Below are 15,599 nucleotides of genomic sequence, written 5' to 3'. Positions count from 1 at the left end.
TAAGGTGTTTATGCAAATTTTTGTTATGCGTCACGGGCAAGCTGAAATGGTTGCTGCTAGCGATGAGCTCAGACCGTTGGCTGAAAACGGCGTTAAAGAAGCTCACGTTATTGGGCAATGGTTATTAGAAAACAGTCTGAGATTTGATTGTGTTTTTGTTAGCCCGTATTTACGCGCGCAACAAACAGCTGACGCCGTAATTAGCCAACTAGGTGGTGTAGCTAAAAGACAAAGCTTAAGTATTATTACGCCAGAGGATAACGCGAAGGACGCACATGATTACTTAGATGCAGTTTGTGCCATTGAGCAGTATCAAAATATTTTATTAGTGTCGCATATGCCACTGGTAAGCTATTTAGTCGCTGAGCTGACAAGTGATCACGCAATGCCAATATTTCAAACTGCCTCAGTAGCGCAAATTGAATATGATCTGGACAAAATGAATGGCAAGCTTATTAAGTTAATATCACCCAATGATATCGAATTGTAACGTCAATCATATTGTTTTTTCAAATTGCGATAGATACCGCATTAATCACGAATAAATTTGTCTTTTAATTCGACTAAAACTAATATCGCGCCATTACCACCCCATTCTAATGGTGCTTGATGAAAGGCCATTACATAGGGGTGTTGTACTAGCCAATGAGGTACTTTGTTTTTCAAAACACGGCCGCCTAAACCATGAACTATACAAACACATCGCGCATGTTCTTTGTCGCAAGCGGCGAGTAAAGCGGCAATTTCACGTTTTGACTCTTGTTGATCAAGACCGTGTAAATCTAAAATCAAATCAGGAGAGTAATGGCCTCGCCGTAAATTTTTAGCTTCAAAACTATCAACACCATCACGAACGTATTTTACTGGTCCGTTGCTATTTAAATCAGGTTCAAATTCATCCGAGAAGTGAAATTCAGCTAAGGCTTTTTTATCTTTTTGTTTTGCTAACAACGTTTTCTGCTTGATGGTTCTTTTTACCGGGTGTATTCTGTCCTGCACAATAGGTTTTACCTTACCTATAGCATCTTTAAATAACTTTATTTCTTCCGCATTCAGTGCGTCTTTAAATTTCATTTGCGAAGTCTAAAAACATCGACGAACAATAACAAGTGAAAGTATAATAAAAAACAACAGTTTTGATGATAAAACCAGAGGAAAGTGTGGAAACAATAAATTTTGCAGAGGTAAGTGAGCAATTGCACACCGTAAATGATTATGTGCGTTTTGGGGCTAGCCAATTTAATCAGGCTGAGTTGTATTTTGGCCATGGCACAAATAACGCTTGGCATGAAGCGCTTACTTTAGTTATGCATCAACTTGCTTTACCTCAAGAAATAGCTAATGACCTAATGCAATGTCGGTTAATACCTCAAGAGCGAGTTGCAATTTTACAGTTATTTGAGCGCCGAATTGTTGAAGGACTACCTGCAGCATATTTGACCAATCAAGCAATGTTTTGTGGTTTACCCTTTTATGTTGATGAGCGCGTTCTCGTACCACGCTCGCCAATAGGTGAATTAATCGAGCATAGTTTTGCAGGTTTAATTGATAAAACGCCAAACCGAATTTTAGATTTATGTACAGGTAGTGGTTGTATTGCCATTGCTTGCGCTGTTGCTTTTCCTGAAGCAGATGTTGATGCAATAGACCTTTCTATAGATGCACTCAATGTTGCACAAATCAATATTGATGGTCATGGTTTATCAGCACAAGTTATTCCAATTCAATCTGATGTTTTTTCTGGGGTCGTAGGGCAAAGCTATGATTTAATAGTGACAAATCCACCCTATGTCGATCAAGAAGATGTCGATTCATTACCGCAAGAGTATTTACATGAGCCAGTAATGGGCTTAGGTAGCGGTTTTGATGGCTTAGATATAGTACGACAAATATTGGCACAAGCGGCGAGCCATCTTAGCGATAATGGGGTATTGATTTGCGAAGTGGGTAATTCACAAATCCATTTAACTGCTGCTTTCCCCAACGTGCCATTTCAGTGGTTGGAGTTTGAACGAGGCGGCCATGGTGTATTTCGTTTAACGAAAGCACAATTAGAAAATCATCAACAAGATTTTGTGCAATAATAATTAATAGCCACCAGACAGGTAAACTTTTTAGGTGGGTACTCTGATACTAATATTAAACATTTAATTGGTATCTCATCATTTTTAATGGGTAATATTCATTATGTCAGGTAATACTTTTGGTAAGTTATTTACGGTTACATCATTCGGTGAAAGCCACGGTTTAGGTTTAGGCGCGATCATTGATGGATGCCCTCCAGGTCTTGAGCTCTGTGAGGCTGATCTACAGCTTGACCTTGATCGCCGTCGACCTGGCACCTCTCGATTTACAACAGCACGCCGTGAAGCTGACGAAGTTAAAATAATGTCGGGTGTTTTTGAAGGTAAAACTACCGGTACCCCTATTGGTTTATTAATTGAAAACACTGACCAACGCTCGCAAGATTATGGTGATATCGCGAAAACATTTCGCCCTGGTCATGCAGATTATACTTACTGGCAAAAATACGGCATTCGTGATTATCGTGGTGGCGGTCGTTCTTCAGCTCGTGAAACCGCGATGCGGGTTGCTGCTGGCGCGGTGGCAAAAAAATATTTAAAGCAGAAGTTTGGTATCACTATTCAAGCTTGTGTGACTCAAATCGGTGAGGTTTGTGCTGAAAACATAGATTGGAACATAGTTGAAGAAAACCCATTTTTTTTCCCTGACGCTAATAAGCTTGAACAATTAGACGAGTTATTACGTGGCATTATGCGAGAAAAAGACTCCATAGGCGCTAAATTGATGGTAGTAGCGAACAATGTGCCTGTTGGTTTAGGTGAGCCTATTTTTGACCGTTTAGATGCCGATATTGCACATGCCTTAATGGGTATTAATGCGGTAAAGGCGGTAGAAGTTGGTGATGGTTTTGGCGTGGTTAACCAAAAAGGCTCACAGCACAGAGACGAGTTAACACCAGATGGCTTTGCGTCTAATCATGCTGGTGGTGTTTTAGGGGGAATATCTTCAGGCCAACCCATTGTTGCGTCCATTGCATTAAAGCCTACTTCTAGTATTGGTGTTAGTGGTAAAACGGTTGATCTTGCCGGTAAGTCTGCAGATATAGTGACCAAAGGTCGACATGACCCTTGTGTGGGTATTCGTGCCGTACCTATTGCCGAAGCAATGTTAGCCTTAACCTTAATGGATCATTATTTAAGACATCGTGCACAGAATATGGATGTGGTTTGTCAAACGCCTGATATCGAAGGTTAAACTCTTGGTAAAATACCAAAGCGGTTGCAGAAAAAAGTAGTGGCTTCAAAGCAATTCGTTGGTTTATCGACAAATTATTTCTGGTACTTTGGTATTCTAGGTTTGGTCGTACCTTTTTTATCAGTATTTCTTGATGCCCGAGGTTTTACCTCACTCGAAATTGGTGAAATATTAGCGGTTATCACCGCAGCAAAAATAGTAGCACCTTCGTTATGGGCGCAGCTTGCTGACAAGTCAGGTAAACAACTTATTATTGTTAGAGTAGGTGCACTGCTAACACTGCTTTGCTTTAGCTTGATTATATGGACATATAGTTACTGGCCATTAATGTTTAGTTTGGCAATGTTCAGCTTATTTATGACCTCAATATTACCGCAACTTGAGGTAATGACCCTGAACTCTATTCGCAAAAGTGCGAAAATATATGGCCGTATTCGTTTGTGGGGCAGTATCGGTTTTATTATTGTTGCTATGCTCAGCGGCGAATTAATTGAGCGTTATTCTGCAGAAGCTTTTAGTTATATTGGCATTGTTATTTTAGCAGGGCTTTTTATTTCAACACTACTCAGTAAGCAGCCTCGAATAGCAAAAAAAAACACACTTGATTATGTTTCTATCAAAGCTAAAGTTTTTAATAGTAACTTTTTACTATTCTTCTTTGCAGGCTTAATGTTGCAAATGAGCTTTGGTCCTTATTATGTGTTTTTTGCCTTATACCTGCAAAACTTAACTTACACAGGCATTTTAATTGGTATTTTTATCGCTATCGGCGTGGTGGCTGAAATTGGTGTTTTTGTTTTTGCCGCACTTTTCTTTAAAAGCTTTTCACTCAAAACTTTGATCAGTATCAGTATATTATTAACGGCCTTGCGCTGGTTTCTCGTTGGCCATTACGCCGACAGTAACGTCGCACTAGTTATTTCACAATTGATCCATGCTTTAAGTTTTGGCTTATACCATAGTGCAAGTATTGCCTTTATCCAAAAGCATTTTAACGCTAACCAACAAAGTCGTGGGCAGGCAATTTATATCGGTGGAGTTTATGGTGTAGGTGGTGCGGTTGGTGCCTATGTGGCAGGATTATTATGGCAAGATGGTATTGGTGCTGGGATAACTTTTGATTTTGCGGCAATTACCGCCCTTATTGGTGGTGTTCTTGCTTTATTTTTGCGTAATAAACCGATCAAGCAAGAAGTTACAATGAGCTAGTTGCGTTTTATTGACCCAATTACTTAGTACAAAAAAAGCTAGAAGTTTACCTTCTAGCTTTTTTGATTCTGTATCGTTAATGTAAATTAACTCTGCGGAATGTATTATTTAACTTCTTCACCAGCGGCTTGTTTATCTGCATGGTAGCTCGAACGCACGAGTGGACCACAAGCAGCGTGATTAAAGCCCATTTTATCGGCTTCACGTTTGAACATGTCAAAGTCGTCTGGGTGAACATATCGTTCTACGGGTAAGTGATGCTTACTCGGCTGCAAGTATTGTCCGATAGTTAGCATGGTTACACCATGAGCTCTTAAATCGCGCATAACTTGCAAAATTTCTTCGTTAGTTTCACCTAAGCCGACCATTAAGCCAGATTTGGTTGGCACGCTTGGGTTAGCTTCACCAAATTTTTTCAACAAATCTAAAGACCACTGATAGTTAGCGCCAGGGCGAGCTTTGGTATATAAACGTGGGGCGGTTTCAAGGTTATGGTTGAAGACACCTGGAGGGTGAGTATTTAAAATCTCCAAGGCGCGATCCATACGACCACGAAAATCAGGGACTAAAATTTCTACTTTAGTATGTGGAGAATGCTCGGCAATTTCGGTAATACAATCGACAAATTGTTGTGCGCCGCCATCACGTAAATCGTCACGATCTACTGAGGTGATCACCACGTATTTTAACTTCATGTCTTTAAGTGTTAAGGCTAATTTGCGCGGCTCTTCTTTATTTACGGCAAGAGGGCGACCATGGCCAACATCACAAAACGGGCAGCGACGAGTACATATGTCGCCTAAAATCATAAAGGTTGCTGTGCCGTGGTTAAAACATTCTGATAAATTTGGGCATGAGGCTTCTTCGCAAACAGAATGTAAATTATGCTTGCGTAGTGCCGCTTTTATACTATCAATACGCTCTGAACTTTTTGGTAACTTGATACGTAACCAATTAGGTTTTCTTAGCATGGTTTCACGCTCAGAAGTAACCACCTGAATAGGAATATGTGCCATTTTTTCGGCATCGCGTAGTTTTGTGCCTGGGATAATGCGTGATGATTTAGTGGTCATGTATTATTTCCAATCCTGTTTGATAAGATAAATGCTGGGTGTCTAATAATTCACTAAGATGTTTAACCAGTGATTCACCCGCTTGATCTACTGTGGCAGGGCCTTGTAAATCGATTGTTTGTATCATTTCTAAGCCTTGATAACCGCAAGGGTTAATGCGTAAAAATGGTGATAAGTCCATATTAACGTTTATTGCTAAACCATGAAAAGAGCAGCCTTTACGTACTCGAAGACCTAAAGAGGCAATTTTTTTATCTTCAACATAAACACCGGGGGCATCGGGCTTTGCTTTGGCACTTATACCAAAGTCTGCCATTGATGCGACAATGCCATTTTCAATAAGTGTAACTAGCTGCCTAACACCCATTTTTCTGCGGCGTAGGTTGATCATAAAGTAAATAACTTGTTGTCCAGGGCCGTGATAAGTAACCTGTCCACCTCGGTCGACTTTTACTACTGGTATATCGCCAGGCATGAGCAGATGTTCATCTTTACCTGCTTGCCCTTGAGTAAACACTGGCGGATGCTCAACCAGCCAAAGTTCGTCAACAGTATTATCGTCTCGATTATCGGTGAAATTTTGCATGGCATGCCAAACGTCGACGTAGTCGAGGTTATTCAGTTGCCGAATAATCAAAGTGTTTTTCAAGGTACATCTCAAAAGATTGTGTTGCGCTTATTATATCCAAATAACTATTGGAATACACCGGATAATAAGTAGGGTCAAAGCACGTAACGTACTTGCTCAATAGCGTTTAAAGTTTTATATATGGTTTCTATATGTTCTTTACTTGTTACGGTAACGGCTACTGCAATTGAATGATAATTACCCTTCGAGCTAGCTTTGATTTTTGGCGCATAATCACCAGGCGTGTGCTTTTGTAATTCACCAACAACAAGGTCTGACAATTCGTCACACGCTATACCCATAACTTTAAAGTTAAGTACGGTTGGGAAATCTAATAATTCATCAAACTTAGTATTCATTTCTTTTCTCTTAATCTGTAAAACACCGTTTTATTAAAGGTGTTTTAATAATGGCTGGTAACTTGATAAATGTTAAATAAACCAAACCATAAAGTAGTAATTAATGTGTCTACATTTCAAATTGGCGATATTTTAACACTATTTGATACGAATGTGACCAGTAGACGCCAATTTGGTTGGCTTTATTGAGTATAAATGAGGGGATAATATCTAATATCAATGTTAGTTCTCGATTATATTTTAATTCACTGAAGTTAAAATACAAAAAAAACTCAGCCTGGGCTGAGTTTTTGCAGAGATTAATAGCGTAATTTTGAAATTATGAATGAAGGCTAGTTAGCAAACTGAAGTTTGACATAGTCCATTAATTTATTGAACATGCTGCCTTCTTTAATTTCTTGTAATGTAACTAATGGGTATTGTGCAATATCTTCACCGTCAAGTTGCAAAAATAATTTACCAACTACTTCACCTTTTTGTAGGGGTGCTGTTAACTGTTTGTCTAACTCAAAATTAGCTTGTAAGTTTTTTCGTTGACCACGAGGAATAGTAATGGGGGTGTTAACCATAATACCTAAATCAACTTCTTTGCTATCTCCCATCCAAACACGGTTACTAACAAACTTTTCGCCGGCTTTATATGGCGTGTAAGTTTCGTAAAAACGGAAACCGTAGTTAAGTAATTTTTTGCTCTCTACTTTACGTGCACGTTCGCTGTCTGTACCCATAACAACACTAACTAGACGCATATCGCCTTTAGTGGCAGAAGTTACCAAACTATAACCTGCTTGTGATGTGTGGCCGGTTTTCAAACCGTCAACATTCATACTTTTATCCCACAATAAGCTATTGCGGTTATATTGCTTAATATTGTTATAAGTAAAAGATTTTTGGCTATAGAGTTTATATTCATCTGGCACATCGCGAATAAGGGCAATGGCTAATGTCGCCATATCACGGGCTGTTGTTTTATGTTCTTTACTGTCTAAACCGTGGCTATTTTCAAAAAAGCTACTATACATACCTAATTGTTCAGCGTGGGCGTTCATTAACTGGGCAAACGCACCTTCACTACCGGCAATATGCTCAGCCATCGCAACACAGGCGTCATTTCCTGATGCAACAATAATTCCTTGATTTAATAAGTCTACCGATACTTCTGTACCCACTTCAATAAACATTTTAGATGACTCGGGGAAATTTTTCGCCCAAGCTTTTTCACTAATTGTGACAGGGTCATCGTTGGTGATATTACCACTAGCCAATTCTTTACCTATGATGTAACTAGTCATCATCTTGGTTAAGCTTGCTGGAGCCAGTAGGATGTCGGCATTACTTTCAGCGATGACCTTACCTGTGGCGTAATCTATTAAAATGTGACCTTTAGCATTTACTTCTGGGGCTGACGGGATAATGGTTTGTGCATGAGAAAGAGAGCAAACACTTAATAATACAGAGCCTAAAAAAGTTAATAATTTTATCGATTTTTTAGGTACTTGAGTAACCTTGATTTGGGGCATAATTGTCCTACAGCGCTTTTGTTTAATGGAAATTATAAATATTTATGCAGTATAGCATTATTCATTTTGAATTCTAATGGGCTAATTTGTTACCCTTGATTATTTTTCTGATCATTTGTACGTATAAAGTTGCAGTAAATTTACTATTCGCTAAAGCAATATGGATAGTTTACATCTGAAAACTTTATTTGCGGATAAAAGCTTTGGGATGACCATTTTCTTTAATCGCTAATAATAATTTTGTCAATTCCTCACTACCTTCTATCGGACCAACGAGAACGCGAAAAATTCCATTTTTTTGTTCTAATAGCGTATTTCTTTGATATTGTTCAGATAATGCTCTGGCAAGTTTAGTGGCTTGAGTATCACTTCTGCTGGCAAATACCTGAATATATTGCACTTTATCAAGGTTTATTAACGGCGATGAAGTTGCTATTTTAGCCTCAACTTTACCTACTGTTATTGTTTTGGCAGTGGTAGTAGTTTTTGGTAAAGGCGTAATTTTTGCAGGGCTATTATCTAAGGCCTGGGGGTTTTCTTTAAGTTGAGCTAAGCCATTGGCGGTAAAGTCGCTAATAACTGTAACAGTAACGTTAGCGGTACCTGTTTTTAACATATCGAGTTTATATGCTGCGCTATAAGACAAATCTATAATCCGGCTTTGATGAAATGGGCCACGGTCATTAACTCTAACAATAACTGATCGGCCGTTGCTATTATTAACCACCTTTAAATAAGAAGGTAAGGGTAAGTTCTTATGGGCTGCACTCATAGCATACATATCGTAAATTTCGCCATTAGAGGTTAAGTGACCATGAAACTTTCGACCATACCAAGAAGCAGTACCGGTTTGGCTAAAGTTTTCTGCGCTTTTTAAAACTTGGTAATGCTTGCCAAATACTTGGTAGTTTTTATTGCCGCCTCTGCTAGGCTTTTCAGCACGAGGCGTCGCATCATGCAGTTCGCTGGCGTTAGGTAAACGCGTTGGCGTACTGTCATGTTTTTGTTGGTATCGACTATTAGTAGTACTGCAAGCTGAGACCAGTATCATGAGTAAACAGAGGTAGATATGATAGGGTGTATTTAGTTTCGCCATAAAATTTCAGTAGACTCTTTTATTACGCCAGTTTTACATTATGTGAGTTTATTGCCTGAGTATTAATTTGCTAGATATTAAATTTTCTATGTGTACTTATTGCCATTAGCATGCCAAATCCTGCCATTAATGTCACCATCGACGTTCCGCCATAACTAACTAAAGGTAAGGGTACGCCAACCACGGGTAATAAACCCGAAACCATACCAATATTGACAAAAATATAAACGAAAAATGTCAGGGTTAAACTACCCGCTAAAAGCTTAGTAAAAGCATGCTGAGCATTGACTGCAATCCATAAGCCGCGCATAACAATCGCTAGATATACCGATAATAATAAGCCGACACCAATTAAACCAAATTCTTCACTAAATACCGCGAAAATAAAGTCAGTATGGCGTTCAGGCAAAAATTCTAGTTGTGATTGAGTACCTTGCAACCAGCCTTTGCCATGTATTCCGCCGGAGCCAATAGCAATTTTAGATTGAATAATATGATAGCCCGAACCCAGCGGATCTTGTTCAGGGTTTAAAAACGTTAATACGCGTTGTTTTTGATAAGGCTTCATCAAAAACATCCATAAAACGGGGGCGAATGCTGATGCTAAGCCTACACAGGTGCCAATGAGTTTCCAGCTGGCACCAGCAAGAAATATAACAAAAATACCAGAACTTGCTATGAGCAATGAGGTACCTAAGTCAGGTTGTTTAGCAATTAATAATGTCGGCATTAATACTAAAATAAAAGCGATAATTATTTTAGGTATTTTCATCGGTAAATCGTATTGACTGACATACCAGGCAATCATTATCGGCACAACAAGTTTCATAATTTCAGAGGGTTGAAATTTAGTTACACCAAGATCTAACCAACGCTGGGCACCTTTGCCAACATGACCAAATAGTAAAACGGCGATTAATAACATTAAGCCTAAAATGAATACAGGTACTGCCCACTTTCGGTATGACAATGGTGGGACTTGCGCAACAATAAACATAACAAAGAGCGCTAAACCTACGCGTTTAGCATGACGTATGAGCACCGCCGACTCTTGTCCGCCGGCACTATAAACAACAAATAACCCAAGTGTCATTAAAGCTAAAATACCGCTTAGTAATGGCAAGTCAATGTGTAACCGTTGCCATAAAGTACGTTGTCTGTGTTGATCATGTCCGGAACTACGCACTAGGGATTACCTGCTATATTTTTAATGTTTTGATAATAAATATTGTCATGATTTGGATGCTTGCGTGGGTCTTTGCTGACAATTTCACGATCACCAAAATATTGATCCATAATCTGACGTGCAACGGGTCCAGCGTTGGCGCCACCGCCGCCTTCTGCAACATTTTCAATGGCAACAGCAACCACTATTTCGGGATTTTCATACGGAGCAAAAGCAATAAACATGGCATTATCACGTCTGCTTTCTTTAACTTTACTAGCGTCGTATTCCTCATCTTGAGCAATGTTAGAGGTTTGGGCTGAGCCTGTTTTACCGGCAGCATCATATTTACTGCCCTTAAAAGCGTTATAACCGGTAGCACCTAACTTTTGTACCGTATTATGCAAGCCATCTAAAACTACATCCCAACTTTTTTGATTTTTTAAGATAATTGGCGCTTTTTCATCAACAATATATTCAGTAACAAGAGGCTGATGTGTGTTAGTTTTATTATTAACTACGATTTCACTGGTTGCTTTTAATAAGTGTGGTACTTTAATTTCACCCTTGTTGACCAAGATGGATAGGGCTTGTGATAATTGTAGTGGTGTAACTGACCAGTAACTTTGACCTATTCCTACCGATAGCGTTTCACCGGTATACCAACCTTTGTTATAACGGGCTCTTTTCCATTCAATACTGGGCATAATCGCACGACTTTCTTCATGTAGATCAATGCCCGTGTATTCACCAAATCCGAATTTCATCATCATTTGACTAATACGCGTAATACCAAGTTTATAGGCTAAGTCGTAGTAGTAAATATTACAAGATTGCTCTAACGATTTATTCAAATCGACTTTGCCATGGCCCCATTTTTTCCAATCACGTCGTTTAGTTTCTATACCGGGAAGTTGATAAAATCCAGGATCATATATTTCTGTTTCAGGAGTAATGATGCCAGCGTCTAAACCGGTAAGTGCCAATAAAGGTTTAATTGTAGAAGCAGGTGGGTAACCTTGTAATGTTCTATTAAGTAAAGGTTTATTGCTTTCTGGTGCTAGCAATTTTTTATATTTTTTACTGCTAATACCATGAACAAACAGATTGCCATCAAAGCTTGGGTTTGAATACATAGCGAGCACGCCACCGTCTCTTGGATCGATAGCGACAATAGCGCCACGCTTACCTGAAAGCGCTCGTTTGGCGATCATTTGTAGCTCAATATCCAAGGTTAAGGTCAGATCTTTGCCTGGAATTGGTGGGGTAAAATCTAAGGTACGAATGACTCGACCCTGGTTATTAATTTCAACTTCTTGGTGGCCAATGGTGCCGTGTAAAATATCTTGGTAATACCTTTCTAAACCTCTCTTACCAATATTACGCGTGGCGGCATAATTTTCTGCTAAGCCTTGCTTGTCTAATGCAAGCGAGTCCCTACCATTAATACGCGCGACATAGCCAAGCGAATGGGTTGTTAATTCAGCAAAAGGATAATAACGCTTTAAGCGTGCATCAATAAAAAAACCAGGGAATTTATGCTGATTGACCGAAAACAAAGCAACCTGTTGCTCGCTTAAACGCGAATAAAGCTCAATGGGTTTAAAGCGACGTTTACTTTTTACCGCTTTAAGTAATTTGTCTTGTTTTTCTTGGCTAATATCTAAGAGCTGGCTAACTTCAGACAAGCGCTTTTTAATATCTGTTACTTGCTCTGGGATCACTTCTAAACTGTAAACTGGCGTGTTGTCAGCCAGTAAAACACCGTTTCTATCGTAGATTAAACCTCTGTTGGGCGCGACAGGTAAAAGTTTAATACGGTTGGAGTTAGAGCGTGTTTGGTATTTTTGATATGAGTTAACTTCAAGATTATAAATATTACTAAACAACACTAAGGAAAGTATGATGACAGCAATAAAGGTGATGAAAGTACGGCGTGCAAATAAATTGGCTTCAGCGCTATGGTTTCTAATGGCAACGCGTTTTTTAGGTGCCATTATTTATTCTCGATGATAAGGATGATTATTATTGATAGACCAAGCACGATAAAGGCTTTCAGCAACGACAATACGCACCATTGGATGAGGTAAGGTCAGTGGTGATAACGACCACTTTTGTTCAGATGTTTCAATACAAGCGGGCGCTAAACCTTCAGGTCCACCAACAAGCAGGGCAACATCTCGACTGTCAACATGCCAACGGTCAAGTTGCTTAGCAAGTTCAGGTGTCGTCCAAGGCTTGCCTTCTACTTCTAACGTTACAATGCGATTACCCTTTGGAATAGCCGCTAACATTTGTTCACCTTCTTTTTCTAGAATGCGAGCAATATCGGCGTTTTTTCCGCGCTTACCAGGTGATATTTCTACTAAGTGAAAACTCATATCACGAGGAAATCTACGGCAATATTCGCTAAACCCTTGGCTAACCCAAGCTGGCATTTTATTACCAACGGCATATAAGGTAATGCGCATTGCTGTTTAGGTTATTCCCAAAGTTGTTCTAGTTGATAACGATCGCGAGTTTCATCAGTCATCACATGCACAACAACATCACCTAAGTCGACTAAAGACCATTCACCAATATCATTACCTTCAACACCTAAAGCTTCAATACCAGCAGCGCGGCATTCAATGGTAAGTGATTGGGCAATTGAAATAACGTGACGTTTTGAGTTACCAGAGCAAACTAACATGTAGTCAGTGAAACTCGATTTTTTAGATACCTCTAGTATGACGATATCGCGGCCTTTCATATCTTCGATTTTTTCGGTAACAAAAGTAATTAGGTCTGAACTTTGCAAAGTGGGATCTCTATAATTAACAATAATCGGCGATAATAACATTATTTTGTTTGTCAGTTAACCATCTAATGTTGTCAATAGCGTATTTTTTACACAACAATTGATTTATTTTACTTACTCTCTCTATAAAAGAGACAAAATGAGTAGTTTCAGTATTGGTTATTGAGAAAATAAAGGTGCTATCGGTAGAGCTTATGTTGCTCTATATAGTCATATACTGATTTAGGTAAGTATTGATTGTAGCTAAGACCCGCTTTAATTTTTTCTCTAATACGTGTAGAGGAAATATCCACGGGTGTACTTTCATGGAGGATAATCTGCCCGGCTTGCTGGCGTTGTATTTGAGTAAGGTTATAAATAAGACGAGATTTTAGTGCAGGTACAAGTGCTGTTTCCAACGTTTGGTGCGGGTAGCCTGGGCGAATATTAACCACTAAGTTACATAAGGTGAGAATTTCTTGCCAGCAATGCCATTTTGTAAATGATAACAGTGAGTCCATACCCATAATAAAATATAAATCTGCACTAGGATGCTCAGCTTTTATTTCATGCAAAGTATCAATCGTATATGAAGGACTTTTACGCTTAATTTCGCGATTATCAAGGGTAAATATTTCGCTGTTTTCACAGACTAACGACACCATGTTAGCACGCTGTTTTGCATTGGCATGAGTGCCGGTTTTATGTGGTGGAATATGAGCAGGAATTAAATGCAATTGCTCTGCGCCTAACCACAGTGCGGTTTCTTGGGCTGGTAAAATATGACCAAGATGAATAGGGTCAAAGGTACCGCCAAGTAAAGCGATAAGTTTGGGCATTTTCAGGTTAGTTGTACTCATAATCCAAACTGAAGTTTTGACTTATTTCATCGTGAAATAAACTGATAAAAACATCACTAAGCAAAATAAAAGCGTTAAAGTCACTGCTGGTTTTACTGAGTAAATCAACTTGCGCTAACCTCGCTAAAGCTTGTTCTGCATTGACCAAACTAATGTTATTTAAGGCATGTTGATATAAAGGTTTCTTCTTATCCCAGATGCGATATTGCTTAAAAATATCGTTAATATTACTGCCTTGCGCTATTTGTTCCAACATGGTGTAAAGCTGGCTAATTTCTTTATGAACCACCCAAACTAATTGGCCGAGTGCGCTACCGTCATGCTGCATTTGGTCTAGCATAGTTAGGCACTTTTTTAGATCGCCAATTAACAAAGTATCGATGAGCTGAAAAGAATTGAATTTTGCTTGTTTAATAAAAAGCTGTTCCGCCTCTTCAACACTAACTGGCTGCTGTGAAAATAATATGGAAAGTTTTTGTAATTCTTGGGATAAAGCTGGTAAATTGCCTTCAAATAACTCCACCATTAAATCAATAACATCAGCAGGTAAAGTTAATTTAAGTTGTCGGGCTTGATTGTTCAGCCATTGCTTTAATTGCTTAGTGTCCATATCGTATAAAGGTACAAAGCAACCTGCCGCTTCTAACGATTTAAACCACTTACGCTTTTGCGTTGCAGCGTCAAGTTTAGGGCCATGGAATATGAGTTGGATATCTTGATGTAATAAGGTGAGTAATTGCGCTACGCCTTTTGCACCGTTATCACCAATTTTACCCGTGGTAAATTCTATTTCTATGATACGTAATGACGAAAACAAACTCATTGACTGATATTCTTGAAACAGCTCGTCCCAATCAAATTTATCATCAATGTTAAAGCGAACTATTTCGTCAAAACCTTGTTTTTTTGCGCTATTTTTGATGGTTTCTAATGCGTCATTCTTTTGCCATAACTCATCGCCGAACACCAACCATATTGGCTTGAAGCCTTTATTTAGAGTTTTGTCGAGTTCATTGTGATAAATGCGCATGTAAAGTACCTAAAGCTGAATAGTAGCCATATCACGTAAGATTTTATTGGCGGCTTCTTTACGCATTTCTCGTAACATTAACGATAATTCACGACTTTTTGCTAGCGCAATATCAGGATCATCTTGATAATCACGATTAAGCTCAAAGCGGAAGTCTTTAATATCTTGTCCAGGAATTAAAATTTGATAGCGAACGGTATAAATAAGCTCATATTCTGCGACTTGGCCATTCGGAAAAACAGACAACGTTCTGCGGTCTAAGTTGTCTTGCAGCATTCTCATTTGCGGAATAGCTTTATCACTTTTCTGCACTAATTTAACATCATTAATGGTTAAATGCTGTTTTACTAAACGTGTGAGTTCGCCATATTGGTCAACCGAGCTAAAAGCGATAGTTTGTAACTCAGGCGCTAATAAATAGTTACCGCGAAGTTGAAAACCACAACCCGTTAATATTATTAATAATAGGCTAAATGATAGCAGTTTACTTATTCGACCAATGATCAATTGCTTCATAAAGTGTTCACTTTTAATGGATAAAATTTAATCAGTGCATAGCTCATCATTTTAGCTATACACTGTAAAGTTACTGTTCAGCCGT

17 protein-coding genes are annotated in these 15,599 nt (G+C 38.9%); 4 read left to right on the top strand and 13 right to left on the bottom strand.

Translation table 11 applies throughout. The features are described from left to right. The first annotated feature begins 10 nt into the window (after nucleotides 1-10). Entirely contained in the window at nucleotides 11-490 is a 480-nt protein-coding gene (gene sixA / locus H4J38_RS01095) for a phosphohistidine phosphatase SixA (protein WP_182128644.1), read from the top strand. A gap of 41 nt (nucleotides 491-531) precedes the next feature. Here the strand turns inward: sixA and smrB are convergent, their stop codons facing one another. Next, nucleotides 532-1,074: an endonuclease SmrB gene (gene smrB, locus H4J38_RS01090; protein ID WP_182128642.1), complete on the bottom strand. Its 543-nt coding sequence runs from the start codon at nucleotides 1,072-1,074 to the stop codon at nucleotides 532-534. Between the two features lie 86 nt (nucleotides 1,075-1,160). Between smrB and prmB the strand changes: the two genes are divergently transcribed. From prmB to H4J38_RS01075, 3 genes are all read left to right on the top strand, one after another. Then, nucleotides 1,161-2,084, top strand: a complete 924-nt coding sequence (prmB, locus tag H4J38_RS01085) for a 50S ribosomal protein L3 N(5)-glutamine methyltransferase (RefSeq protein ID WP_310733419.1) — start codon at nucleotides 1,161-1,163, stop codon at nucleotides 2,082-2,084. Between the two features lie 103 nt (nucleotides 2,085-2,187). Beyond that, on the top strand, nucleotides 2,188-3,279 hold the full coding sequence (gene aroC, locus H4J38_RS01080; RefSeq protein ID WP_182128638.1) for a chorismate synthase: 1,092 nt from the start codon (nucleotides 2,188-2,190) through the stop codon (nucleotides 3,277-3,279). Nucleotides 3,280-3,318: 39 nt separating this feature from the next. Beyond that, nucleotides 3,319-4,488, top strand: a complete 1,170-nt coding sequence (locus tag H4J38_RS01075; RefSeq protein WP_182128636.1) for an MFS transporter — start codon at nucleotides 3,319-3,321, stop codon at nucleotides 4,486-4,488. 104 nt (nucleotides 4,489-4,592) lie between these two features. Here the strand turns inward: H4J38_RS01075 and lipA are convergent, their stop codons facing one another. The 12 genes from lipA to lptE form a co-directional block, all read right to left on the bottom strand. Next, on the bottom strand, nucleotides 4,593-5,561 hold the full coding sequence (lipA, locus tag H4J38_RS01070) for a lipoyl synthase (protein WP_182128634.1): 969 nt from the start codon (nucleotides 5,559-5,561) through the stop codon (nucleotides 4,593-4,595). After that, the gene (lipB, locus tag H4J38_RS01065; protein WP_182128632.1) at nucleotides 5,551-6,210 is read right to left on the bottom strand and encodes a lipoyl(octanoyl) transferase LipB; all 660 of its coding nucleotides are present in this window, start codon (nucleotides 6,208-6,210) and stop codon (nucleotides 5,551-5,553) included. The genes lipA and lipB overlap by 11 nt, the downstream gene beginning before the upstream one ends. 74 nt (nucleotides 6,211-6,284) lie before the next feature. Continuing rightward, nucleotides 6,285-6,548, bottom strand: coding sequence for a DUF493 family protein YbeD (ybeD, locus tag H4J38_RS01060; protein ID WP_182128631.1), 264 nt, complete (start codon nucleotides 6,546-6,548; stop codon nucleotides 6,285-6,287). A gap of 332 nt (nucleotides 6,549-6,880) precedes the next feature. Further along, nucleotides 6,881-8,068: a serine hydrolase gene (locus H4J38_RS01055; RefSeq protein WP_182128629.1), complete on the bottom strand. Its 1,188-nt coding sequence runs from the start codon at nucleotides 8,066-8,068 to the stop codon at nucleotides 6,881-6,883. A gap of 184 nt (nucleotides 8,069-8,252) precedes the next feature. Then, on the bottom strand, nucleotides 8,253-9,164 hold the full coding sequence (locus tag H4J38_RS01050) for a septal ring lytic transglycosylase RlpA family protein (RefSeq protein WP_182128627.1): 912 nt from the start codon (nucleotides 9,162-9,164) through the stop codon (nucleotides 8,253-8,255). A 70-nt stretch (nucleotides 9,165-9,234) separates the two neighbouring features. Beyond that, complete coding sequence (gene rodA, locus H4J38_RS01045; protein WP_182128625.1) at nucleotides 9,235-10,350, bottom strand: rod shape-determining protein RodA; 1,116 nt, start codon at nucleotides 10,348-10,350, stop codon at nucleotides 9,235-9,237. Continuing rightward, the gene (gene mrdA, locus H4J38_RS01040; protein ID WP_182128623.1) at nucleotides 10,350-12,326 is read right to left on the bottom strand and encodes a penicillin-binding protein 2; all 1,977 of its coding nucleotides are present in this window, start codon (nucleotides 12,324-12,326) and stop codon (nucleotides 10,350-10,352) included. The genes rodA and mrdA overlap by 1 nt, the downstream gene beginning before the upstream one ends. Before the next feature lie 3 nt (nucleotides 12,327-12,329). Then, a complete protein-coding gene (rlmH, locus tag H4J38_RS01035) occupies nucleotides 12,330-12,800 on the bottom strand; it encodes a 23S rRNA (pseudouridine(1915)-N(3))-methyltransferase RlmH (protein WP_182128621.1) in 471 nt (156 codons plus the stop codon). Nucleotides 12,801-12,811: 11 nt separating this feature from the next. Then, complete coding sequence (gene rsfS, locus H4J38_RS01030; RefSeq protein WP_182128619.1) at nucleotides 12,812-13,129, bottom strand: ribosome silencing factor; 318 nt, start codon at nucleotides 13,127-13,129, stop codon at nucleotides 12,812-12,814. A 179-nt stretch (nucleotides 13,130-13,308) separates the two neighbouring features. After that, on the bottom strand, nucleotides 13,309-13,968 hold the full coding sequence (gene nadD / locus H4J38_RS01025; protein WP_182128617.1) for a nicotinate-nucleotide adenylyltransferase: 660 nt from the start codon (nucleotides 13,966-13,968) through the stop codon (nucleotides 13,309-13,311). Then, nucleotides 13,955-14,998: a DNA polymerase III subunit delta gene (gene holA, locus H4J38_RS01020; RefSeq protein ID WP_182128615.1), complete on the bottom strand. Its 1,044-nt coding sequence runs from the start codon at nucleotides 14,996-14,998 to the stop codon at nucleotides 13,955-13,957. Before holA ends, nadD begins: the two co-directional genes overlap by 14 nt. A 9-nt stretch (nucleotides 14,999-15,007) precedes the next feature. Next, the gene (lptE, locus tag H4J38_RS01015) at nucleotides 15,008-15,514 is read right to left on the bottom strand and encodes an LPS assembly lipoprotein LptE (RefSeq protein ID WP_182128613.1); all 507 of its coding nucleotides are present in this window, start codon (nucleotides 15,512-15,514) and stop codon (nucleotides 15,008-15,010) included. Nucleotides 15,515-15,599 lie beyond the last annotated feature (85 nt).

Origin of the sequence: Colwellia sp. BRX10-3 (assembly GCF_014077505.1) — a bacterium.
In the GTDB taxonomy this organism is placed as follows: Bacteria; Pseudomonadota; Gammaproteobacteria; order Enterobacterales; family Alteromonadaceae; genus Cognaticolwellia.
This window is presented reverse-complemented; position numbering and strand designations above follow the sequence as displayed.

Bases quoted from the DNA above. Each gene is read 5' to 3' on its own strand.
- sixA (WP_182128644.1), top strand. From the start codon at position 11: ATGCAAATTTTTGTTATGCGTCACGGGCAAGCTGAAATGGTTGCTGCT.
- smrB (WP_182128642.1), bottom strand. From the start codon at position 1,074: ATGAAATTTAAAGACGCACTGAATGCGGAAGAAATAAAGTTATTTAAA.
- aroC (WP_182128638.1), top strand. From the start codon at position 2,188: ATGTCAGGTAATACTTTTGGTAAGTTATTTACGGTTACATCATTCGGT.
- lipA (WP_182128634.1), bottom strand. From the start codon at position 5,561: ATGACCACTAAATCATCACGCATTATCCCAGGCACAAAACTACGCGAT.
- ybeD (WP_182128631.1), bottom strand. From the start codon at position 6,548: ATGAATACTAAGTTTGATGAATTATTAGATTTCCCAACCGTACTTAAC.
- H4J38_RS01055 (WP_182128629.1), bottom strand. From the start codon at position 8,068: ATGCCCCAAATCAAGGTTACTCAAGTACCTAAAAAATCGATAAAATTA.
- H4J38_RS01050 (WP_182128627.1), bottom strand. From the start codon at position 9,164: ATGGCGAAACTAAATACACCCTATCATATCTACCTCTGTTTACTCATG.
- mrdA (WP_182128623.1), bottom strand. From the start codon at position 12,326: ATGGCACCTAAAAAACGCGTTGCCATTAGAAACCATAGCGCTGAAGCC.
- rlmH (WP_182128621.1), bottom strand. From the start codon at position 12,800: ATGCGCATTACCTTATATGCCGTTGGTAATAAAATGCCAGCTTGGGTT.
- nadD (WP_182128617.1), bottom strand. From the start codon at position 13,968: ATGAGTACAACTAACCTGAAAATGCCCAAACTTATCGCTTTACTTGGC.
- holA (WP_182128615.1), bottom strand. From the start codon at position 14,998: ATGCGCATTTATCACAATGAACTCGACAAAACTCTAAATAAAGGCTTC.
- lptE (WP_182128613.1), bottom strand. From the start codon at position 15,514: ATGAAGCAATTGATCATTGGTCGAATAAGTAAACTGCTATCATTTAGC.